General features: G+C 71.9%; 17 protein-coding genes. 6 read left to right on the forward strand and 11 right to left on the reverse strand.

Annotation, left to right across the window (positions count from 1 at the left end; translation table 11 throughout):
• Positions 1-100: 100 nt before the first annotated feature.
• Entirely contained in the window at positions 101-1,330 is a 1,230-nt protein-coding gene (locus tag OG898_RS29115) for an FtsX-like permease family protein (protein WP_266960905.1), read from the reverse strand.
• 220 nt (positions 1,331-1,550) lie between these two features.
• On the opposite strand from OG898_RS29115, the gene OG898_RS29120 reads away from it, so the two are divergent.
• Positions 1,551-2,213, forward strand: a complete 663-nt coding sequence (locus OG898_RS29120) for a response regulator transcription factor (protein WP_266960907.1) — start codon at positions 1,551-1,553, stop codon at positions 2,211-2,213.
• Entirely contained in the window at positions 2,204-3,448 is a 1,245-nt protein-coding gene (locus tag OG898_RS29125; protein WP_266960909.1) for a HAMP domain-containing sensor histidine kinase, read from the forward strand. The genes OG898_RS29120 and OG898_RS29125 overlap by 10 nt, the downstream gene beginning before the upstream one ends.
• A gap of 531 nt (positions 3,449-3,979) precedes the next feature.
• On the opposite strand, the gene OG898_RS29130 is transcribed toward OG898_RS29125, so the two are convergent.
• The 7 genes from OG898_RS29130 to OG898_RS29160 form a co-directional block, all read right to left on the reverse strand.
• On the reverse strand, positions 3,980-4,807 hold the full coding sequence (locus OG898_RS29130; RefSeq protein WP_250743439.1) for an NAD(P)-dependent oxidoreductase: 828 nt from the start codon (positions 4,805-4,807) through the stop codon (positions 3,980-3,982).
• A complete protein-coding gene (locus OG898_RS29135; RefSeq protein WP_266960911.1) occupies positions 4,804-6,021 on the reverse strand; it encodes a hypothetical protein in 1,218 nt (405 codons plus the stop codon). The genes OG898_RS29130 and OG898_RS29135 overlap by 4 nt, the downstream gene beginning before the upstream one ends.
• Positions 6,018-7,259 (reverse strand): glucarate dehydratase family protein, encoded by a 1,242-nt coding sequence (locus OG898_RS29140; protein WP_266960913.1) that lies wholly within the window; start codon positions 7,257-7,259, stop codon positions 6,018-6,020. Before OG898_RS29140 ends, OG898_RS29135 begins: the two co-directional genes overlap by 4 nt.
• On the reverse strand, positions 7,259-8,182 hold the full coding sequence (locus OG898_RS29145) for a 5-dehydro-4-deoxyglucarate dehydratase (protein WP_266960915.1): 924 nt from the start codon (positions 8,180-8,182) through the stop codon (positions 7,259-7,261). The genes OG898_RS29140 and OG898_RS29145 overlap by 1 nt, the downstream gene beginning before the upstream one ends.
• A gap of 76 nt (positions 8,183-8,258) precedes the next feature.
• Positions 8,259-9,107, reverse strand: coding sequence for a carbohydrate ABC transporter permease (locus OG898_RS29150; protein WP_250743435.1), 849 nt, complete (start codon positions 9,105-9,107; stop codon positions 8,259-8,261).
• On the reverse strand, positions 9,104-9,898 hold the full coding sequence (locus tag OG898_RS29155) for a sugar ABC transporter permease (RefSeq protein WP_308313455.1): 795 nt from the start codon (positions 9,896-9,898) through the stop codon (positions 9,104-9,106). Before OG898_RS29155 ends, OG898_RS29150 begins: the two co-directional genes overlap by 4 nt.
• Positions 9,899-9,990: 92 nt before the next feature.
• Complete coding sequence (locus tag OG898_RS29160) at positions 9,991-11,352, reverse strand: sugar ABC transporter substrate-binding protein (protein ID WP_266960918.1); 1,362 nt, start codon at positions 11,350-11,352, stop codon at positions 9,991-9,993.
• Positions 11,353-11,471: 119 nt separating this feature from the next.
• Here OG898_RS29160 and OG898_RS29165 point away from each other — a divergent pair, with 119 nt between their 5' ends.
• On the forward strand, positions 11,472-12,251 hold the full coding sequence (locus OG898_RS29165) for an IclR family transcriptional regulator (protein ID WP_266960920.1): 780 nt from the start codon (positions 11,472-11,474) through the stop codon (positions 12,249-12,251).
• Positions 12,252-12,261: 10 nt separating this feature from the next.
• On the opposite strand, the gene OG898_RS29170 is transcribed toward OG898_RS29165, so the two are convergent.
• The 3 genes from OG898_RS29170 to OG898_RS29180 form a co-directional block, all read right to left on the reverse strand.
• Positions 12,262-13,761 (reverse strand): cellulose binding domain-containing protein, encoded by a 1,500-nt coding sequence (locus OG898_RS29170; RefSeq protein WP_266960922.1) that lies wholly within the window; start codon positions 13,759-13,761, stop codon positions 12,262-12,264.
• Between the two features lie 16 nt (positions 13,762-13,777).
• A complete protein-coding gene (locus tag OG898_RS29175; RefSeq protein WP_266960924.1) occupies positions 13,778-16,135 on the reverse strand; it encodes a cellulose binding domain-containing protein in 2,358 nt (785 codons plus the stop codon).
• A 471-nt stretch (positions 16,136-16,606) separates the two neighbouring features.
• Complete coding sequence (locus tag OG898_RS29180) at positions 16,607-17,239, reverse strand: TetR/AcrR family transcriptional regulator (protein WP_266960926.1); 633 nt, start codon at positions 17,237-17,239, stop codon at positions 16,607-16,609.
• 139 nt (positions 17,240-17,378) lie between these two features.
• Between OG898_RS29180 and OG898_RS29185 the strand changes: the two genes are divergently transcribed.
• From OG898_RS29185 to OG898_RS29195, 3 genes are read left to right on the forward strand one after another with little or no spacing between them, the layout of a single operon-like run.
• Positions 17,379-18,821 carry a cytosine permease gene (locus tag OG898_RS29185; protein ID WP_266960928.1) on the forward strand — a complete coding sequence of 481 codons (1,443 nt, stop codon included), beginning with the start codon at positions 17,379-17,381 and terminating at the stop codon, positions 18,819-18,821.
• A 10-nt stretch (positions 18,822-18,831) separates the two neighbouring features.
• Positions 18,832-20,460 (forward strand): amidohydrolase, encoded by a 1,629-nt coding sequence (locus OG898_RS29190; RefSeq protein ID WP_266960930.1) that lies wholly within the window; start codon positions 18,832-18,834, stop codon positions 20,458-20,460.
• On the forward strand, positions 20,457-21,557 hold the full coding sequence (locus tag OG898_RS29195; RefSeq protein ID WP_266960932.1) for a C45 family peptidase: 1,101 nt from the start codon (positions 20,457-20,459) through the stop codon (positions 21,555-21,557). The genes OG898_RS29190 and OG898_RS29195 overlap by 4 nt, the downstream gene beginning before the upstream one ends.
• The last annotated feature ends 195 nt before the right edge of the window (positions 21,558-21,752 follow it).

Below are 21,752 nucleotides of genomic sequence, written 5' to 3' on the forward strand. Positions count from 1 at the left end.
ATCGGCTTTCTCGGTCCGTGCCGGAGATTGGCTGTGTTGGCTGTGTTGGCTGTGTTGGCTGTGTTGGCTGTTCGGTTCGGTTCCGTGGGGCGTGGGGCGGCTATGCGGTGTCGGTGAGGATGGAGCGGGGGTGCAGGCGCAGGATCCCGATGCCGGGGATGACGGTGGAGACCAGGGAGATCCCCAGCGCGATGCCGGCGACCTTGCCGACATCGGCCGGCTCGACCCGCACCGTCGGCGGGGCCATCTCGGTGTCCGGGGCGCGGGGCGCCGATACCGGCTTGTCGTCCTCGCGGCCGAGGAGCGCCTCACCGGCGCTCTGGCCGGCCAGCGAGCCCGCCAGAGCGGCGAGCGCGACCGCGGGCAGGGCCACGGCCGCGACCTCCACGGCGTGCTGGCCGATGAGCTTCCACTTCTTCTCGCCCAGCGCGAGCAGCACTCCGAGCTCGGAGCGCCGCTCGCGGATCTGCAGCATCACGATGAGGCCGAGGATCAGCGCTCCGGCCAGGGCGATCACCCAGACGATCAGTCCGGCGAAGGTGCCGACGCGCTGGATGGGCAGGACCTGGTCCTTGTACGCCTTGTCGTTGACGCGGAAGTCGAAGCCGTCCTTGCCCAGGAGCTCCTCCGTCCGGGCGTGCAGTTCGCGGGCCCGGTCCGGCGAGCCGATCTTGAGCACCACCGCGCTGACCGTCGCGGCGCCGTCGCCTTCGCCTTCGCGGTCGCCTTCGCCGAGCTTCTGTGCGGTGCCCACCGGGACGTACAGCTGGTTGCCGGGCAGCTGGTGCGGTGGCGTCCACACCGTCGGTTCCCGTGCCGGGTCGCGGAAGACGCCGACGACCGTCATGGGCGTCGTTCGCTCACCGTCCGCCGACCGCACCCGGAAGGTGTCGCCCACCTTCAGGCGGTTCTCGTCGGCCAGGCGCTGCTCGATCACCGCGACGTCCCGGCCCGCGTCCTCGGGGGTGATGCCCCGGCCTGACGTGAGCTTCGTCGAGCCGTACGAGAAGGGCAGCAGCATGCCCGAGTCCCGTACGCCGTTCACGGCCAGCGCGCCCTTGCCGTCACCGGCCGCGGCGTCGCCCGGCGCCTTCGACGCCAGCGGCGTGAACCCCTGGGCGCCGGCCCGCACCGGAACCTCCGCGTTGTAGCGGTGCACCCCGGGCAGGGCTCCGAGACGGTCGGCCAGGGCCGGGGTGAGGCCCTCCTTCCTGATGGTGACGTCGACGCCGATGGTGCGCTGCGCGCCGGCTTCCTGACGGGCCGCGGCGGCCTGGAGCAGGAAGCCTCCGAGGAGCAGGGTGCAGATGACGAGGAAGATCGCGAGCAAGGCGGCGGTCCTGGACCTTCTGGCACCAAGGCTCGTCCCGGCACGCTTGACGAAGTTCATGCCGCTGACGAAAGCAGCCCGCCGTTTGCTGGGAGATAAGCGTGTTACAGCGGCATAAGGACGGGCCTCGCGAACCGGCTGGTCACCCTTTCGACCAGTCCGGAGCGCGCGCCTCCGCGTCCTTATCCGCCTGCAATCGCGATCTTGGTTTCCTGGAGCCATGAGAGTCCTGGTAGCCGAAGATCACCGCGTCCTCGCCCGCACCATCGCCACCGGTCTCCGCCGCCAGGCGATGGCCGTGGACATCGCCGCCACGGGCGACGAAGCCGAGCGGATGTGCCTGCTCACCGCCTACGACGTGCTGATCCTCGACCGCGACCTGCCCGTCATGAGCGGCGACGAGGTCTGCAGACGGCTGCGCGAGCTCACCGACCCTCCCCGGATCCTGATGCTCACCGCCGCGGGCGAGCTCACCGACAGGGTCTACGGCCTCACCGAACTCGGCGCCGACGACTACCTGGCCAAGCCCTTCGACTTCACCGAACTCGTCGCCCGTGTGAGGGCGCTGAGCCGCCGGACGCCCAAGCAGCCCCCGGCCGTCCTCAGCTTCGGCAACATCACCCTGGACGAGACGCACCGCGAGGTGTCGGTGGACGGAGTTCCCCTGGAGCTGTCACCGAAGGAGACGGCGGTCCTGCGCCTGCTGATGCGGGCCGGCGGAGCGCCGGTGGCCCACGACGAGATCGTCCGCACCGTCTGGGACCGGCACCTCGACCCGCGCACCAGCGCGGTCCGCACCACCGTCAGCCGCCTGCGCGGCAAACTCGGCGACTCCTGCCTGATCCTCACCGACAAGGGAGAGGGATACCGGCTGTGCGACTGACTCCCCGGGCGCTCCTGCACAGGATGACCTTCCGCACCCGCCTGGCCCTGGCCTTCTCAGGGCTCTTCCTGATCACCGGCATCCTCCTCCTCGCCTTCGTCGTGGTGCTCGCGCGCTACGGAACGGCCCAGCAGGTCCAGGGGATCTCGGTCACGTACGGCGACCTGCCTGCCGGGCAGGCGGACCCCTTCGAATCCGCGCGCCCGACCCGCCCGGACCTCACACGGGATCCTCCGAGTGACGTCGCCATGATCCAGAAGATCGACCAGACCGTGCGGGCCGTCCAGGACACCGCCCTGCGTCAGATGGTGCTCTGGTCCGCCGTCGGCCTCCTCGTCCTGGCGCTCCTCGCCGGACTCCTCGGCTGGTGGCTCGCCGGGCGCGCCCTGCACCCCGTCGCCTCCATGACCGACACCGTCCGCCGCATCAGCGAACAGAACCTGCACCAACGCCTCGCGCTCACCGGCCCCGACGACGAACTCCACCGCCTCGCCGACACCTTCGACACCATGCTCGACCGGCTCGAGCGGTCCTTCGAGAGCCAGCGCCGCTTCGTCGCCAACGCCTCCCACGAACTCAAGACCCCGCTCGCCGTCCAGCGCACCACCCTCCAGGTCGGCCTCGCCGACCCCCTGCCCGACGGCCTCAGCGAAGTCCGCGAAGACCTGCTCGGCGCCAACCGGGAGGCGGAACAGCTCATCAACGCGCTCCTGCTGCTGGCCCGCAGCGATCGCGGGCTGGAGAAGACCGAGCCCGTGGACCTCGTCGCCGCCACCCGGCTCGTGGCCGCCGAGCTCGCCCCGCTCGCGGCCGAAGCCGGCCTGCGCCTCGACATCGACACCGGGACGGGGACCGCGACCGGGACGGCGACCTCGACCCACGCCGGAACCGACGCCGCTGTTCCGCCGACCGTTCCCGGCGACCCGGTCCTGCTGCGCCATCTGCTGACGAACCTGATCCGCAACGCCATCCAGTACAACCACCCCGGCGGGCACGTCCTCGTACGGCTCGACGCCTCCACCGTGACGGTGACCAACACCGGCGCCCGTGTCCCTGCCGACCGCATCCCCGACCTGTTCGAGCCCTTCCGGCGCCTCGACGGAGATCGCACCGCAACCACCGGCCACGGCCTGGGACTCTCCATCGCCGCCTCCATCGCCCAGGCCCACCACGCCACCCTGACGGCCCGGCCCGGACCGGAGGGTGGACTCGCACTCACCCTGCGCTTCTCCTGACCGGCCCCGTTCGTGGTCGGTGGGGCCGGTTCTCGAGGATGCGGATGTGGCACGAGACGCTCAGGAGACCAGACGGCGCTTGCTGGCGGCGGCCGGTGACGAATTCTCCGAGCGCGGCTTCGCGGGTGCCCGTGTGGCGCAGATCGTCAGTGTGTCGGGGGTCAACAGTGCCCTGCCGGGGGTGGTCTTCGCCACCGAGCTCCAGCGCCGCGCACGGGCGGCGGACCTGCCGCTGCTCAGTGCCGTCGTCCACCCCGGGACCAGCCTGACCGGCCTCCAGCAGCACGGTCGCGCCTCGCCCAGGCAGCGGCACGCCTGCTGCTGGAACGGTTCATCGGCCAGCCCACCGACCAGGCGGCCCTGCCCTCCCTCTACGCCGCGACGTCCGACCGGATCCAGCCGGGAGGGTTCTACGGACCCACCGGGCGCGCGGAGGGACGCGGCACGCCCGGAGCCGTCCGGCTCCGGGCGTGGCCTCGGACCCGGCACTCGGCGGCGGACTGTGGCAGACCTCCGCGCACCTCACCCGGGTCACGTACCTGTAGCGGAGGGTCGAGGAGCGAGCCCGGTGCGCGTGAAGTGTCCGCCCACGAAGCGAGCGTCCACGTGGTCGGGGTCGAGTTCGCCGTGCTCGGCCAGGAGCCCCGGCGCGTAGGACTCCGCGTCGTCCTGCGGCGCGTAGCCGAGGGCGCGGGCCGAGGTGAGGTCCCACCAGGCACGGGTGTTGGCGCTGATCCCGTGGACCACCGTGTGGCCGACGTCGGGAGCGGTCAGGGCGGCGTGGACCAGCCGGGCGCAGTCGGCCGGGCTCAGCCAGGTCGACAGCATCCGCACGGTGCGGGGGCGTTCGAAGCAGGAGCCGATGCGCACCGACACCGTCTCCACGCCGTACTTGTCCGCGTACAGGGATGCCAGGCCCTCGCCGAAGGCCTTGGACAGCCCGTAGTACGTGTCCGGCCGGACCGGCAGCTGCGCACCCGCCGGGAGAGGTCGGCCGGTGAGCGGGACGAATCCCTCGACGTGGTTGCTGCTGGCGAAGACCACGCGGCGCACGCCCTCCGCCCGTACCGCCTCGTAGAGGTGGTAGGTGCCGCGGATGTTGGCGTCGAGGACGGCCTCGAAGCCGTCCTCCAGGGAGATCCCGCCGAGGTGGACGACGGCGTCCACTCCGCGTACCGCCTCCCGTACGGCGTCGGTGTCCCGCAGGTCGAACGTGAGGCAGTCCGGGCCCCCGGCCCCGTCGACCGGCCGGATGTCGGCGAGGCGCAGCGTGTAGCCGTAGGCGGGCAGGAGCGGGCGCAGCAGGGTGGCGACGCCGCCCGCGGCGCCGGTCAGCAGGAGGGTGCGGGGACGGGTCATGCGCGGAACTCCTTCGCCAGGGCCGCGAGCAGCGGCAGTCGTTCCCTGGGCAGCAGGCCGAGGTGATAGAGGCTGAGCCGGGTCGCGCCCGCGGCGCGCAGCCGCCGTACGTGCGCGGGCAGCGCGGCCGGGTCGGCGGGGGGCAGAGCGGTGACGTAGGCGTTGACCGGCAGGCCCGATGCGACGGCCTGCCACACCAGTTCGGCGCTCTCCGGTCCGGTGGGCCAGCACGGCACCAGGAGGGCGTCCGTGTCCGTGGCGGCGCGTTCGGTGAGCCCGGGTGACGGGCCCGTCGCCCACGGGTCGGGGTGGGCGTGCAGGGTCACCTCCGCCCCGGGCAGGGTCGTCCGTACGGCGTCCAGTACCCGCCCGCGCAGGGCGTCGGCGGCCTCGTGCCGCACGCGCAGGAGTACCTCTCCGAGCTCCGCCGGAAGGTCCTGCCCGCCGCGCAGGCGCCCGGTCACCCGGTCCGGATCGAGTCCGGCCGCCTGCCACGCGGCGCGGCAGGCCGCGCAGCAGCACACGGACAGGGCCCGCAGCTCGGCGGCCGTGTAGGCCCCGTCGGTCTTCTCGTGGCAGCCGGCGTGTACGGCGCCCAGCTGGCCCGCGGATTCCAGCGAGACCCCGCGCACCGCGTCCGGGGGCAGGTCGTGCAGGGCTTCGGCGGCGAGCGTGGCGCAGTACTCCCGGACCTCTTCCTGCGCGGGGCAGAGCGCGTAGGGGTAGGGCTCGCCGAAGCAGTTGGTGACGGCGAGGTCCGGGTACCGGGTGCCCAGCAGGCTGTTGTGGGCCAGTACCAGCCAGGCGCTCACGGGAATGCCGGCGTCGGCCAGGGCCAGTGCGGCGGCGGCCGCCGGGTCGCGGCCCTCCACCCAGGCTGCGCCGCTCGGTACCAGGCGGCGTCCCGCCCAGGCACCGGCCCGCACGGGGCGGTAGAGGGCGGAGTGCCGGGCGTCGACGAAGCGGTGGCGCGGGTGCAGCGGGGTGGCGGCGCGGGTGGAGTGGTAGCTGACGGCCAGGGTGACGGAGTCCAGCCCGGCTTCGCGGACCCGGTCCGCGAAGCCGGGATCGCCGACGATGTCCCAGGGGTAGGCGTGGCCGGAGACCGTGGGGGACGCGTACGGGGACCGGACCTCGGTCGGTGTCGGTGTCGGTGTCGGGGGCAGGTTCGGGGTCGGGGGCAGGTTCGGGGTCGGGGTCGGGGTCGGCGTCACCAACGCGGGCGCCTCTTCTCGTAGCCGGGGTCGAAGGTCTGCATGTAGCCGGTGTCGTCGCGCTCACGGATGCCGCAGCGCAGGTAGTTCTCGTGCAGCCGGGCGAGCGCGTCGGGATCGAGCCGGACCCCGAGGCCCGGCCGGTCGGGGACCAGCACCGAGCCGTCCTCGATCTCCAGCGGTTCGGCGAGCACGTCCGCCCCGCACTGCCACGGCGTGTGGGTGTCCGCCGCGTAGGTCATCTCGGGCAGTGCCGCCCCGAGGTGGGTCATGACCGCCAGGCTGATGCCGAGGTGGCTGTTGGAGTGCATGGAGACGCCGACGCCGAACGCCCCGCAGATCGCGGCGAGTTCGACGGAGCGCCGCAGCCCGCCCCAGTAGTGGTGGTCGGCCAGCACCACGCCGACGGCGCGCCGCCCGAACCCCTCGGGAATGTCCTGGGTGCCGACCACGACCATGTTGGTGGCCAGCGGCATGGGAGCCGTCCGTGCCACCTCGGCCATGCCGGGTATTCCGGGCGTGGGGTCCTCCAGGTACTCCAGCAGGCCCTCGGTCTCCGCGGCCACCTTCGCCGAAGTCTCCACGGTCCAGGCCTGGTTGGGGTCCAGTCTCAGCGGGTGATCGGGGAAGGCGTCGCGCAGGGCGCGGATCGCGTCGATCTCCTCCCCCGGCGGCCGCACGCCGCCCTTCAGCTTGAGCGAGCGGAAGCCGTAGGCGTCCACCATCGCCCTGGCCTGCGCCACGATCCCCTCCGGGTCCAGCGCCTCCCCGTACGGATCGGGGCCGGCCCACTTGTAGAAGAGGTACCCGGCGTACGGCACCCGGTCGCGGACCCGGCCGCCCAGCAGGTCGGCGACGGGCCGTCCGGCCAGCTGCCCCTGGAGGTCGAGGCAGGCCACCTCGAACGGGCTCAGCACCCGCAGCACGGTCTTCTCCGGGGTGGAGCCGCCCGTCAGCCCATGCCGGTCCGGGGCGTCGGCGCCCCCGAGTACGGACCGGATCCGGCGCAGCAGGCCGTTCGTGTCGTACGGGTCCAGGCCCACCAGGGCCCCGGCGGCCTCCCGCAGCAGCGCGAGGTGCGGGGCGTCCCCGTAGGTCTCGCCGAGCCCTGTCAGCCCGTCGCCGCAGCGGAGTTCGACGATGGCGCGCAGTGCCCACGGCTGGTGCACCCCGGCGGAGTTGAGCAGGGGCGGGTCGGGAAACGCCACCGGTGTGACGACCACCTCCCTGACGTGCATCACACCTCCAGTGCGGCGAGGGCGGCGCGGCCGCGGGCAATGATGCCGGCGAGGAGGAGTTCATGCTCCGGCGAGGCGTCCACGAGCGGGGGCCTGACGGGTCCCACGGCGAGCCCGGCGAGCCGCGCCCCGGCCTTGACCAGCGAGACGGCGTATCCGGGCGCGGCGTCGCGCAGGGCGACGAACGGCAGGTAGAACTCGGCGAGCAGTGTCTGCACGGCCTCCTTGTTCCCGGCGCGCACGGCGCGGTGGAAGGCGGTGGCGATGTCGGGGGCGAAGCAGAGCACGGCCGAGGAGTAGCAGGCCACGCCGATGGCCTCGTAGGCCTGGACGGAGAGTTCGGCGGTGGGCAGGCCGTTGAGGAAGCCGAACTCGGCGGCGCGCGGGTGTCCGCTGGTACGGATGGCCGTGACGAGGCGCAGCATGGCGTCGACGTCGCCGCGCCCGTCCTTGATCCCGGTGACGTTGGGGATGTCGAGGAGCCCGACGGCTGCGGCCTCGTCGAGGACGGCGTTGGCCCGCTGGTAGACGGCGATCGGGAGCGCGGTCGCGGCGGCGACGTAGCGGATGTGCTCGAGGAGCCCGGCCGGGGTGGAGGAGATGAGGTACGGCGGCAGGAGCAGCAGGCCGTCGGCGCCGCACTCGGCGGCGGTCGCGGCGAACTCGCCGGCCATCCGGGGGCCGCCGCCGCAGCCGGCGACGACGGGGAGGCGGCCGTCGGCGACGCGGACGGCGGTGGCGACCACGTCGCGGTACTCGTCGGCCGAGAGCGCGGTGAACTCCCCCGTGCCGCACGCCACGAACAGGCCGGCCGGGCCGGCGGCGATCTGCTGCTCAAGGTGGTCGGCGAAGACGGCCAGGTCGACCTTGTCGTCGGTGGTGAACGGGGTCAGTGGAAAGGACAGCAGCCCTTGCAGGCGCATGGGTTCCCCTTGGGAGTGGGTGCGTGGGAGTGGGAGTGGGTGCGTGCGTGCGTGCGAGTGGGCGTGTACGGGCGTGTCAGCCCTTGACGGCGCCCGAGGTCAGGCCGCGCATGAACTGGCGCTGCATGGCGATGAAGGCGATGACGCTGGGCAGGAGGGCGAGGAGGGCGGCGGCCAGCAGCACGCCGATGCCGACCTCTTCGTCGGCGCGCAGGGTGCGCAGGGCGAGCGGCAGGGTGAACTGCCGGGCGTCGGTGGCGACCAGCAGCGGCAGCATGTACTGGTCCCAGATCATGGTGAATCCGAAGATGCCGATGACTCCGAGAGCGGGTCTGCACAGCGGCAGGATCACCGACCAGAAGACCCGCAGGTCGCCGGCTCCGTCGAGGCGGGCGGCCTCTTCCAGCTCCACCGGGATCTCCTTCATGAACTCCGCGGTGACCAGGATGGAGAAGGCCCAGGCGCCGACCGGGATGATCATTCCCCAGAGGCTGCCGGTGAGCGACAGGTCGGAGAGGACCAGGGACAGCGGGATCGCGAGGATCTCCTCGGGCAGCATCATCGTGCTGAGGACGAGCAGGAACACGAGCCGCAGTCCCGGGAAGCGCTTGCGGGCCAGGGCGTAGGCCGCCGAGATGCTGACCCCGATCTGGAGCAGCAGCCCGCCGCCGACCACCAGGAAGGAGTTCAGCAGGTAGAGCAGTACGTCGCGGTCGATGGCGGCCCGGAAGTTCTCCAGTGTCGGCCTGGTCGGCAGCAGGGTCAGCGAGGTCGGGTCGGTGCTCTGGTTGAAGGCGCTGGCCAGCAGGGCCAGCAGCGGTCCCGCGAAGACCGTCACCAGCAGTGCGTACAGCGCCAGCTTGCCGAGGGTGGCGGCCGGACCGCGCCGCTCCTCCAGGCCCAGTGCGGTGTCGAGGCGGCTCACCGCGCCACCTCCTTTCCGCGGGCACCGGAGAGCCGTACGGCCAGGGTCAGGGCGACGGACGCGGCGAGCAGCACCATCGATCCGGCGGCTGCGACGCCCAGCTCGTTGCGCTCCAGGCCGAGCTTGTAGATCAGGGTCATCAGCACCTCCGTGGAGCCGTTGGGCCCGCCGTTGGTGAGCAGGAAGATCTCGGTGAAGACCCGCAGCGAGCGGATCGCGGCGAGGGTGAACAGGATGACGAACGCCGGACGCAGGGCGGGCAGCGTGACGTGCCAGACGCGGCGCCGTACTCCGGCGCCGTCCGCGGCCGCGGCCTCGTACAGGGTCCGGTCGACGCCGGCCAGCGCGGCGAGGAAGATCATCATGTCGTAGGGCGCACCGCGCCACACGCCCACCGCCATCACCGACCACAGGGCGCTGTCGGGGCTGTTGAGGAACTGCGAGGGCCCGGCGCCCAGCCAGCCCAGCAGGGTGTTGACGGCGCCGTCGGCGGCCGGGTGGTACAGGATCCGCCAGACTTCCGCGACGACCGCCATGGCGGTCACGGTCGGCAGGAAGACGGCGGTGCGGACGATCCACAGCCGCCGGGCGGTGCCCTCCAGCAGCAGGGCGAGCACCAGCCCGAGCACGACCGAGCCGCCGGTCTGGCCGACGGCCAGGACGAGCGTGTGCCCGATGGCCTCGAGGAAGGCCTCGTCGGTGACCACCTGCCCGTAGTTGGCCGTGCCCACCCACCGGTCGCCGAGGTAGGGCCGCACCTCGTGGAAGCTCATCTCGATCGCCCGCCACATCGGCAGGAACTTGAAGAGCGCGAAGAGGAGCAGTGCCGGGGCGAGGAACAGCCAGGGGGTCAGCCACCCCCGCCCGGGGCGGGTAGGCCGGATCAGGACCCCGCCCCCTGCTTCTTCAGCTCCTCGGCGAACGAGGCGGCGAGCTTGCCGAGCACGGCTCCGGGGTCGGAACCGCAGTCGGCGACCATGCCGTTGAGCGCTTCCGCGGAGGCCTGGCGGAACGGCGTCCACTCCTTCACCACGGGCGAGTAGCGGCCGGACTCGCGGTAGACCTCGTCGAAGACCTGCCAGCGGGCGTCCTGGCGGACGGCCGACAGCTTGACGGACTTGTTGACGGGCAGCCGGACCACGTTGCCAGCGGTGTCCCCCGCCATGCCGGCGCTCTGTCCTTCGGTGCCGATGAGGAACTCGGCGTACTTCAGCTGGCCCTTGGGGTTCTTCGAGCCGGCCATCAGGTAGGTGTTCTCGCCCTCGGCCAGGACGGCGCTCTTGCCGCCGGGGCCGGGCGGCAGCGGCAGGACCTCGTACTTGTCCTTGCCCAGGGCCTTGTCGAAGCGGGCCATGTTGTAGGGGCCGGTGAGGTAGATGCCGCCCTTGCCGGTCTCGAACAGCGGGTGCGCCTGGGTGGTCTCGGCGGTGACCGCGCCCGGCACCACGCTCTTGTCGGCACAGAACTGGTCTTTGAGGTGGCGTGCGGCCGCGATGGCCGCGGGGCTGTCGATCGCGGGCTTCAGGCTCTTGCCCTCGCCGCTGAAGTACTCGCCGCCCGCCGACCAGAGGAAGCTGGAGAAGTACCAGTCCATGTACCCGCGCTTGGTGGTGCCGGGGATGACGTAGCCGTAGGTGTCGGCCTTGCCGTTGCCGTCGGGGTCCCCGGTGGTGAAGGCCGTGGCGAGGGCATCGAGCTGGTCCCAGTCGGCGGGCGGTGCGATGCCCAGCTTCTCCCGCCAGTCCTTGCGCACGAAGAGGGCGAAGGTCTGCGCGGAGAAGGGCACCCCGTAGTACTTGCCGTCGGCGGCCCGGGCGGCCTCCCAGGAGCTGGGGATCAGCTGGTCGCCGCCCGCCACCTCGGACTGCCCGACCTCGCGGACCAGGCCTTGTTTGACGAGGGTGCCGAGCTGGGCGGTGTCGTTGACGATCAGGTCCGGCAGGTCCTTCTGCGCGGCGGCCTGCTGGAGCTTGGTCTCGAAGTCGTCGAACAGGGCGGTGACCTTGGCCTCGACTCCGGTGGCCTTGGTGAAGGCGGCGGCGAGGTCCTGGTGGGTCTTCTCGGTGGGCGAGCCGGGGGGCTTGCGGACCCAGATCTCCAGGGGGGCCTTGTCATCCCCTCCGGCGTTGTCGGACCCGTCGTCCGCACCGCAGCCGGCGAGGGTCCCGAGGGCGAGTACGGCGGCCAGCGAGGCGGCCAGGACGGTGGGTGCTGCTCTGCGACCCGTGCGATCCGTGCGATTCATGAGAGGTGGACCCTCGTCTAGATATGTGGACAGGATCTGAGAATGTGGCTGCTCTGCAAGGGAAGGTAAGCGTCCGCTACCATGCCGGTCAACAGCCGTGCGGAACTTGGAGGATGCACATGCCCGAAGTCACGCCGGACGTCGCGACGGTCAAGTCCGCCGAGCGAACCGTGCGCATCCTGGAGGCACTTGCCTCCTCCCCGGAGAAGCTCACGGTGTCCGAGCTCCAGGACCGCCTCGGGTACCCGCGCAGCAGCCTGCACGCACTCGTGCGGACCCTGCGCGAGCTCAAGTGGGTGGAGGCGGACGACAGCGGCTCCGCCTTCGGCGTCGGCCCGCACGCGCTGCTTTCCGGCACGGCCTACCTCGACCGGGACCCCGCACTGCCGTACGCGCACGCGGTCATGGAGGACCTCCGCGAGGAGACGGGCTACACCGTCCACTTCGCCCGCCGGGACGACGCGTACGTCCTCTACCTCGCCAGCCGCGAGGCACGCGACAACGTCCGCGCCATCTCCCGGGTGGGCCGCCGGCTGCCGGCCCATCTGACCGCTCTGGGACAGGCGTTGCTCGCGGACCTCACCACCGAGGAGGTGGATACGGTCCTGCCGGCCGACCTGGAGGCCTTCACCCCGAACACGGTCACCGACCGCGCCGAGCTGTACGCCGAGCTGGCGCTGGTACGGGACCGGGGCTGGGCCCTGGAGCGGGAGCAGGGCACCGCGGGGGTGGCCTGCCTGTCGGCGCCCGTGCACTACCGGATCCCCGCCTCGGACGCCATCAGCTGTTCGATGCCGGTGGCGGCCGCGACCGAGGAGGAGACCGCACGCGTCGCGAAGGCGGTCGTGGCGCATGCCACCGCCCTCGCGAACACGCTGCGCCGTCACGGCATCAGATGACCCGTCATCCTCAGGGGACGACCGGGACGTTGGTCAGGCCGGCCGTCGCTCCTGTGACGGTGTTGGAGGCATGGACCACGTTGGGCCGGGCGGAACACTGCGACACCGAGGTGACCTTGACGGCGTAGGCGCCGACGCCGCCGAGGTCCGACGTGTTGTTCCGCCACACCGTGCCGCAGCCGTTGGCGAAGGCCGGTGTGGTGGAGGGGTTGTGCGTCTCGTAGCCGTTGGTGAAGGTGCCCGGCGGGGCGAAGGTTCCCTTGTTGCCCTCGATCACGTAGTCGACGCCCTTGACGTCGACCCAGGAGTCGGCGGAGTTCTGCCCTGTGATCCCCCGGCCGTCGAAGGTGTTGCCGCGGATGGTTCCGGCGAAGGTCCCCTCCTTGATGTCGATGGCCTCCGCGGCCACGTAGGGGCCGATCCGGTTGTTCTCGACGAGCACCCGGTCGGAGCGGTCCACCCCGCCGGAGTTGCCGTGGCAGCCCCAGTTGGAGCCCGCCGAGCCGAGGTAGACGCCCTCGCCGTAGCCGGGCTGGACCAGGCCGGTGTACTCGACGACGGAGTTGCGGATCACCCCGTCGGCGGAGGAGCGCCGGAAGTGCACCCCCTCCTCGTCGACGTGGTGGACGTACAGCCCGTCGGCCTTGACGTGGTGGGAGTTGTCGATCACCACGCCCTTCTTGGACTCCTTCACGGTGAAGCCGGTGAGGTTCCAGTACGGCGCCCCGTACAGCCACAGCCCGTAGCCGGAGTCCCAGCCCGCCGTGGGCGCGGGGCAGGACGGGGCGTCGCCCGAGGGTCCGTCGTTGACGAGGACGGCGGTACGCGGTCCGGTCAGGGTGATCGGCGCGGCCGCGGTGCCGGCCCGCTCGGTGACGAAGGACCCCCGGTACTCGCCGGCCGCCATCCGGATCGTCTGGCCGGGCGTGGCCGCGGCCAGCGCGCTCCGGAGCTCGGCCGAGGTGTCGACGTCGACCACGGGGCCGGGCGGGAGGGTGGTGGTCGGTGTCGGACTCGGGGTTGAGGTCGGTGTGGGTGTCGGTGTGGGTGTCGGCGTGGGCGTGGGGCTCGGGGTGACGGTCCGGGTCGGGGTGGGAGTCGGGGTTCCCGGGCCGCCGGCGCACGGCGCACCGTTGATCTTGCAGTTGAGCGGCAGCCCGAGGCCGGCGGCGTTGAAGCCGAAGCCCTTCGATCCGCCCGGGGCGATGTCCCCGTTCCAGCCGACGTTGGTGAAGGTGAAGTGCTGGCCGCTCTGGGCCTTGTTCGCCGACCAGTGGCTGCTGACCGTCGTTCCCGCCGGCAGGTCGAACTCCACCTTCCAGCCGGTGGCGGCGGCGTCTCCGCCGTTGGTGACGGCGACGTCGGCCCCGTAGCCGGAGTCCCACACACTGGTCTGCGTGACGCGGGCGGTGAGGCTGGGTGCGGCCGCCTGGGCGGGCAGGGTCAGTGCCCCCGCCGCCACCAGACCGGCCACGGCAGCCACGACGGCTCCCGGTATCGCTCTGCGCATGTCTTCGGCTCGCTTCCTACTGGCGGACGACGGTGAGTTGGGCGGGGAGGCCGAGCCCGGTCGCGTTGAAGCCGAACCCCTTCTCCTGGCCGACGGCGATGGCGCCGTTCCAGGCCACGTTGGTGAAGCCGAACCGCTGGCCGCTCTGCGTCTTGTTCGCCGACCAGTGGCTGGACACTCCGGTGCCGGAGGGCAGGGTGAACTCGACCTTCCAGCCCGAGACCGCGGTGGTGCAGTCGTTCTTCACGAACACGTCCATGCCGTAGCCGCTGCTCCAGGCACTGGTTCGGACGGTCCGCACGGTCAGGCAGCCTGCGGGCGGGACGGTCGGCGAGGAGGTCGGCGTGGGGGTGGGCGTGGGGGTGGGCGTGGGGGTGGGCGTAGGCGTGGGTGTCGGCGTCGGTGTGGGTGTCGGCGTCGGTGTCGGGCCGCCCGTCAGGGACTTCAGGAAGAGCGAGGCCCCGGTGTCCGTCCTGGTGGCGTCCACACCGTGGCCGCCCGTGTAGTCCAGCCGTTCACGGCCCGCCCAGTCGGGGATCGCCGTGCCGCCCTGGTCGAGGTGCTTCCACGCCGTGCCGCTCCAGCCGAACTGGTAGACCCGGCCGGTGTCCGAGTAGTACGGGGTGTAACCCGCCCCCGCGGTCGTCTGCTTGCTCATGGTGTTGTTGAAGAAGACGTTGCGCGGGCCACTGGAGCCGGACCACTTCACCGCCTTCTTGCCCGCGCCCCACCAGATCGGGTACCAGGTGGAGGCGTCGGGGCCGCCGCCGCCCTCCTCGCCGCAGTTCGCACGGCAGTTGCCGGAGCGGTGGTCGAAGGGGACGGTCACCGTGTTGTTCTCGAAGAGGTTGTTGCGCTCCCAGCCGCCGTGCAGGTTCAGGTCGGAATCGAAGTCGTTGCCGATGACCACGTTCCCGGAGGCCGACCACTGGAAGGTGAAGTGGCGCAGGTTGCGGGAGGTGTTGCCCGCGTAGAGGGAGTCCCAGACGCGCGAGCCGCGGAAGTATCCGTTGCCGCCCTTGCCCTTGTTCCACGATCCGTCGAGCCGGCTGTCGACGATCTGGAGGTGGTACGCCTCCTCGGTGACGATCGGGTGGGACCCGGTCATCTCCGTCCTGATGCCCCGGACCCAGGAGTCGGCGGCCCATTTGAAGACGATGCCGTGCATCTCCTCGGCCGGCGCCATGTTGCCGTAGTTGAACTTCGCGTCCGCCGCGTCGAGTCCGGGGATCTCCTGGGTGAGCGCGAAGTCCTCGAAGCCGACGCCGAGGACCGGGTCGACGAGCGGCGCGGCCTTGGAGTCGTAGACCGCGCCCGCGATCGGCGCGGAGCCGTCCGACGTGGAGCTGACCGGGACGTCGAACTCCAGCGGCTTGTCCAGGGTCAGCGTGCGGTTGGCGGTGTCCACGGCCGCGATGGTGAAGATCTGCTGGCGCATGTGGATGTTCTGGAGCGTGCCGTCGGCGGGCTGGACGTCCTGCTGGGCGTAAAACTTCAGCGTGTTCGCGGCCCGGATGTTGACCAGTCCGCCCGGCTGGAAGCCGCCGAGCGCCCCGGCGGAGGCCAGGTGCACGACCTTGTCCCCGGCGCGGGCCGCGAAGCCGGTGTCGCCCGTCTTGTCGCGGAGCTTGAGTCCCGCCTTCCAGTGCACGTTGACGGTGCCCTCGAACAGGTCCTTGCGGTTGGCGGGGGCCGCCGCGTACTCGGAGGCGTAGGCGGAGTGCACGCCGCGCGACTGGACGCGGAACAGCCCGCGGCCGGGCCAGATCCATCCACCCTTGGCCGAACCGGCGGTCATGCCGTCCTCGTCCCAGTCCGAGCCGTCCGGAGTGAGGGCGTCGTAGCGGGTGTTGGCGTCGGGCCGGAACACGAACCGGGTGCCGCCGGCGCCGCTGCCCGCCCCCCGCAGGGTGAGGTAGTCGGCGTCGACCGATATCTGCCGGCTCACGTCGAGGACGCCGGCGGGAAGGGTGATCAGCGACAGCTTGGTGTGGCCGGCGCCCGGCGAGCAGGTGGTGCGGATCTGGTCGATCGCCGCCTGGAGTCCGGCCGAATCGTCGGCTCCGTCGTTCGGCGTGACCCCGAGGCCGGCCAGTTCTGTGGGGGTGATCTGGCAGGCCGCGTCGGGGTTCGTCTGTGCGGGGCCGGGCAGGTCGGCGCCGCCCCGGTATCCGGCTTTCGACCAGTCGTAGAGGCCGTTGACCGGCGTGCGCCGGTTGTTCTGGGACAGGTCGAGGCCGCTGGTCACAGCGGCGGAAGCGGTCGCGGCAGCGGCGTTCGCGCCGCCGTCCAGGGAGCCCAGGGCGGCGCCGGAGGCCATGAGCAGGGCCGTGGCGCCGCCGCATGCGGCGGCGGTTCTCCATCGTGCGGACAACGTTCCTCCTGCGGTGGTGGGGGGAGTGGGGAGGGCAGCCGCGGTACATCGTGCTGGCAGACGTCCACTCGGTCAATGGGCGTCTCAGCATCAATTCCCAGTCCACGTATGTGGATTGAGAGCAAGGGTCTTGCGGTGGATGACGGGAGGCTGATATTCCATTCCATGCCGTTAGGAAACTTTCCTTACGATCGCAGGATCGTCAACGGGACGGACGGAGGCATCTTGAGACCGGCAGGCCGCCCGCCGGCCTGGCGACGCTCCCCGCATCGCGGCCGCGCCGCCCCCGGAAACGACGGAAGGCCCGGCCCGCCCCGACAGCGGGCCGACCGGGCCGTGCTCGCGCCTCGCTCCGCCCGGGATGGCGGACCACCGGACAGATGGCACCCGGCGCATTGACCGGCACCCCGTCGACCGGCACCTCATTGGCCGACACCTCACTGGCCGACACCCCGCCGGCCGTCGGCAACCTCAGCCGGCGTCGTGCAACGTGCGCGCCGGGAGGCCGAGTTCGCGTTCGGCTGTGGTGAACACCAGGGTGTCGAGGGCGGGGTGGGTGAACGGCGGTTCGTCGTTCAAGTAGGAGCCGAGCCCGTCGATCGCCACGAGGATGACCACGCAGGCCCCCAGCGCATCGGCGGTGGCGAACTCGCCGCTGCGCACACCGTCCTCGATCACCGCGGTCAGGGTGTCGCGCATGATCGCCTCCTGTCCGGCGACGGCGCGCTGCAGGGTCGGCCGGTAGCGGGCGAGGTGGCGGGCGTTGAGCCAGAGCCGGCCGAGGTCGGTGAATTCCTCGCCGCCGAGACGGTGCAGGAGGCGGCTCAGCCTCTGCGTCGGCGGGAGCGCGGCCTCCCCTTCCGGGAGCAGGGCATCGCGCTCGCGGGCGACCGCCCGGACGAACGCTTCGCACAGCAGATCGTCGACGGTCGGGAAGTAGTGGCTGATCAGGCCGGGCCGCACCCCGAGCTCGTCGGCGACGAGCTGCATGGTCACGCGCTCCAGACCCCGCTCGAGTGCGAGGCGCGCGGCGGTCCGGAGGATCTCCGTCCGCCGCTCCTCCGCGGTCTTGCGCGTCCGGGCGGGACGGGGGGTTGACGTCATGCGGAACAGCCTATTGGTTGGCGCACCAACAGCTTATTGGTGCCAACACCAATAAGCTGGGTCGCCTGCGGCCCCTACCCTCCCGGACGTCTCGGTGGCGAGGGCAGTGCCGTCTTCTCGCCTCCTCGAAGGGCCACTCATGCAGCGTTCCCCACAAGGCACCGACACGGCCGCACCCGCTCCCGGCCGCGATCGGGCCGGCTCGGTCGAGAGCCGGGGCATCGACGTCGTACCCGCCGCGGAGCGCCACGGCACGGCGCGCGAGCTGTTCTCCCTCTGGGCGGCCCCGAACGTGAGCTACCTCAGCTTCGTGGTGGGCGGAACCCTCGTTCTTATGGGAATGTCGCTGGCCGAGGCGATGGCCGTCATCGTCGCCGGGAACTCCTTCTGGCTCCTGACCGGCTTCATCGCCGTCAGCGGCCCCGCCGCGGGCACGTCCGGTTCCGTGATCTCCCGCGCCATGTACGGGGTCGTGGGGAACAAGGTCGTGGTGGCGCTCACCGGCTGGCTGATCGCCTCGCTCTATCTCGCGCTGAACTGGTCGGCGGCCTCCACCGCCGGCCTCGGCCTTGCCGCCCGTCTCGGCCTGCCGCAGTCCGCGGCCCTGGACGCAGCGATGGTCTGCCTGATCACCGGCATCACCATCCTCATCGCCATCTTCGGGCACGCGACGATCGTCCGCCTGTACGGCGTGCTCACCGTCCTCCTCACCCTGGTGTTCCTCGCCCTGAGCGCGATGGTCCTCGCGCACGCGGACTGGTCGTACACGCCTGCCGAACCGCTCAACGGGACTCAGCACCTGGTCGTCCTGGCCTCCGGACTCACCATCGTCGCGTCCGCGCCGCTGTCGTACGCCAACAGCCCAGACCTCGCCCGATACCTCCCGCAGCACACCAGCGGCCGGGCCATCACCCTGTGGACGGCGGCCGGCGCCTTCCTGCCGAGCGTCGCCTTCACGGCGATCGGGGCCCTCGCGGCCACCGCGCTCGACATGAGCGATCCACAGACCGCGCTGGAGAGCATCATGCCGCCCTGGTTCGTGCCCGCCTTCGTCGCTGCCGTGGTGGTGAACACCGTGGCGAACAACGGCATCACCGCCTACAGCTCCGGCCTCTCGATGCAGTCGATCGGGGTACGCCTGCCGCGCACGATCGCCGTGCTGGTCATCGGCGTCATGGGCACCGTCATGACCCTGTTCGCACTGCTGGTCTTCGACTTCCTCGCCGCCGTCAACACCATGATGGAGCTGGTCGTGGTGATCACCGGACCGTGCATGGCCGTCTACGCCACCGACATCGTCCTGCGGCGCAACCGCTACGACGGGCACCAGCTCCACGACGAGAGCCGCACCAGCCCCTTCTGGTACCGCGGCGGCGTCAACTGGCCCGGCGTGCTCGCCACCCTGGCCGGCATCGGCGCGGCGACGCTCTGCGCCGGTTCCACGTCCTGGGCCGGGCCCGTCTCCGCGGCGATGGGCGGCCTCAACCTCGCCGTTCCCGTCGGTGTCCTCGGCTCGGCGGTCCTGTACGGGGCCCTGACGCGCGCCTTCGGCACCCTCCCTCCCACGACCGTCCAGCACTGAAGGACCGACCATGAACGCCGACCTCATCGTGCGCGCCGCACGGATCGAGAACTTCGACGCCGCACCCGCCGGGCCCACCGCCACCGTGGTGGCCGTCCACGACGGCAGGATCGTCGCCGTCGGCGGCGACCACCTCGTGCGCGAGCGGGCGGGCGCCGCCACCCGGGTGCTGGACTTCCCCGGAGCCACCCTCGTCCCGGGCCTGACCGATTCCCACGCCCACCCGGTGTGGGGAGCGATCGAGGTCGGCACCGGCCTGGACCTCGGCGGAGCGGGCACCCTCGACGAGGTCTGCGCACGGATCGCCGGCCGTCTCGCGGAGCAGCGCGGGCCCGCCTGGGTGACCGGCTTCGACCTCGACGTCAACGTCTTCGACGGGGAGCCCACCGGGCAGCCGCTGGAGCACCGCTTTCCGGGGGTGCCGATCTCGCTCATGACCCGCGACGCGCACTCCCTCGTGATCAGCCCGGCCGCGATCGACCGGATGGGCCTGACAGGCGCGGAGACCTTCGACGACGCCTCCCGGATCGTCGTCGGTCCGGACGGCCGGCCCACCGGCTTCGTCCTCGAACTCCAGGCCATGGACCTCGTCTTCGCCCACTATCCCGACGTACCGCTCGCCGACGCCGTCCGGCACGTCACCGACCGGCTGCGGACGTTCGCCGCGACCGGCCTCACGGGCCTGCACGCGCTGGACTTCGCCTCGCCCTCGGAGGAGGTCTACCGCGCGATCGAGAGGGAGGGAGACCTGCCCGTACGCGTGCGCTGCTCACCGCTCGTGCCGGCCGACTCCACGCGGGAGGACTGGGAGGCCGTGGTCGCCCAGCAGCGGCTCGCCGGGCGCCGCTGGCACGTCGCGGGCGCCAAGTTCATGCTGGACGGCACCGCCGACAACGGCTCCGCCTGGTTCGAGCACCCCGACGTCTTCGGACAGAACCGGCTGCCGCTGTGGAAGGACGTGGAGGGCTACCGCGAGGCCGTCCGCTTCTTCACCGAGCACGACGTGCCCACCGCCACGCACGCCATCGGCGACCAGGCGGTCCGCACCGCCCTCGACGCGATCGAGGAGACCGGCCACGCCCCGTCCGCCCCCCATCGGATCGAGCACGTCGAGTCGATCCCCGACGATCTGCTGCCCCGCTTCGCGGCCCTCGGCGTCGTCGCGGGTCTCCAGCCCGTCCACGCGACCCGGATGACCAAGGCGGACCGGAGCGACAACTGGTCCCACCGGATCGGTCCGGAGCGCGCCGCCCACGGCTGGCGCACCCGTGACCTGCTGGACCACGGTGCCGTCGTCGCCCTCGGATCCGACTGGCCCATCGGAATCGGCGACCCGCGGACCGCCCTCTCCGACGCCCAGCTGCGACGCCCCGTCGAAGAGCCGGCGACCCTCCCCGTCCAGCCCGGCCAGCGGATCAGCGCCCGGGAGGCCTACGCGGGCATGACCCGCTCCCCCGCCATCGCCGCGGGCTCCGCCGGCCGGCTCGGCCGGATCGCCCCGGGCTACCTGGCCGACCTCACGGTGTTCGCCCGCAACCCTCTCGACCTGAGCCCCGAGCAACAGGCCGACAACCCCGTCCTCGCGACCGTCGTCGACGGTTCCGTCGTCCACCACACCGCCCAGGAATGCGCCTCGTGACCTCTGCCCCGTACCCCCGCCCCGAACACCGCCTCCACGTGAGCGTCGACGCCGCCGACCCGCGGGCCCGCGGCCGGTCCCGGGGCCGGCAGCTCGCCGACGGCCTGCACGGCGCGCTCGACTCCTACGACCGTCTCTTCGCGCTTGCCGGCATCCGGCCCGCCACGGTCCGCTCCGACGCGGAGCTCACGCTCGACGCCGTCGACGCCTTCCGCCCGGCGCTGCGCGAACAGATCGAAGGCATCGCCGACGGAGCCGGGGTCGAGCCCTGGCGGATCGCCGCTCTCAACGCCCGTACCGAGATCCTCGCCCGCAGCCACACCGTCCCGCCCGGCGAGTGCTCGACCATCGTGCGGCGCCTGCCGAGGCCCGACGGCACCACCGCCCCGGTCGGCGTGCAGACCTGGGACTGGCACGTCGAGCTCAGCTCCTCCTGGCACACGGTCGCCAGCGCCGGCGCCGCGTACCGGTACGCCGGTATCACCGAGCACGGCATCCTCGCCAAGATCGGTGTGAACAGCGCCGGACTCGCCCTGCACTTCAACATCCTCGGACACCGGGACGACCGCGCCGGCGGCGTACCCGTACACGTCCTCGCCGCCGCCGTCCTCGAAGAGGCGGGCAGCAGTGAACACGCCCGGGAGATCCTCCTCGACGCCCCGCTCACCTCGTCCGGATCCTTCGCCCTCTTCGACGAGGACGGCGCCCTGCTCCTCGACCTCAGCCCGGTGGGAATCTTCGAGGTTCCCGAAGCCGCCCCGGGAACACACCTGCGCACCAACCACTTCCTCACCGCCGTCCCCGCCGCGCACGAGAAGAGCTCGCTCTACCAGCCCGACTCCGGTGAGCGCTATGCGTTCCTCCGTGACCGGATCGCGCAGGGCCCCGTGGAGCGGGCCGAGGAACTGGTCGAGCGCCTGATCACCGGTCCGGGGGAACCACCGCTGACCTGCGTCCCCGACATGAACGCCCCGTCGGGGCACCGTTGGGCAAGTCTGGCCACCGTCGTCCTCGACCCCGCCACCCGCACGGCTCGCGTACTCGACGGCACTCCCGCCGAACACGCGAGCCGCCCGTGGCGCATCCTGCGGGCCTGACGGCAGCGTGCCCGTGCCCATCCGCCGGCGGCTCATGGTGGGCACGTGCACATGGCCCGCGTGCGCGGCCGTCCTCGGAGCTGAACGTCCACGAGCGGCGCACCCGCGACCGCCGAGCGGCGCGGTGCGGACGGCTCCGACCTCCACGACGGCCTGCCGTGCGCACCCGCGCCCGCGGGAAGGACTCCCCTGCAC

Source organism: Streptomyces sp. NBC_00193, from assembly GCF_026342735.1.
In the GTDB taxonomy this organism is placed as follows: domain Bacteria; phylum Actinomycetota; class Actinomycetes; order Streptomycetales; family Streptomycetaceae; genus Streptomyces; species Streptomyces stoeckheimensis.

What these genes read in the sequence shown, in the direction of transcription:
- OG898_RS29170 (WP_266960922.1), bottom strand. Translation starts at nt 13,761, where the DNA reads ATGCGCAGAGCGATACCGGGAGCCGTCGTGGCTGCCGTGGCCGGTCTG.
- OG898_RS29180 (WP_266960926.1), bottom strand. Translation starts at nt 17,239, where the DNA reads ATGACGTCAACCCCCCGTCCCGCCCGGACGCGCAAGACCGCGGAGGAG.
- OG898_RS29160 (WP_266960918.1), bottom strand. Translation starts at nt 11,352, where the DNA reads ATGAATCGCACGGATCGCACGGGTCGCAGAGCAGCACCCACCGTCCTG.
- OG898_RS29155 (WP_308313455.1), bottom strand. Translation starts at nt 9,898, where the DNA reads ATGTGGCGGGCGATCGAGATGAGCTTCCACGAGGTGCGGCCCTACCTC.
- OG898_RS29130 (WP_250743439.1), bottom strand. Translation starts at nt 4,807, where the DNA reads ATGACCCGTCCCCGCACCCTCCTGCTGACCGGCGCCGCGGGCGGCGTC.
- OG898_RS29185 (WP_266960928.1), top strand. Translation starts at nt 17,379, where the DNA reads ATGCAGCGTTCCCCACAAGGCACCGACACGGCCGCACCCGCTCCCGGC.
- OG898_RS29165 (WP_266960920.1), top strand. Translation starts at nt 11,472, where the DNA reads ATGCCCGAAGTCACGCCGGACGTCGCGACGGTCAAGTCCGCCGAGCGA.
- OG898_RS29140 (WP_266960913.1), bottom strand. Translation starts at nt 7,259, where the DNA reads ATGCACGTCAGGGAGGTGGTCGTCACACCGGTGGCGTTTCCCGACCCG.
- OG898_RS29145 (WP_266960915.1), bottom strand. Translation starts at nt 8,182, where the DNA reads ATGCGCCTGCAAGGGCTGCTGTCCTTTCCACTGACCCCGTTCACCACC.
- OG898_RS29190 (WP_266960930.1), top strand. Translation starts at nt 18,832, where the DNA reads ATGAACGCCGACCTCATCGTGCGCGCCGCACGGATCGAGAACTTCGAC.
- OG898_RS29120 (WP_266960907.1), top strand. Translation starts at nt 1,551, where the DNA reads ATGAGAGTCCTGGTAGCCGAAGATCACCGCGTCCTCGCCCGCACCATC.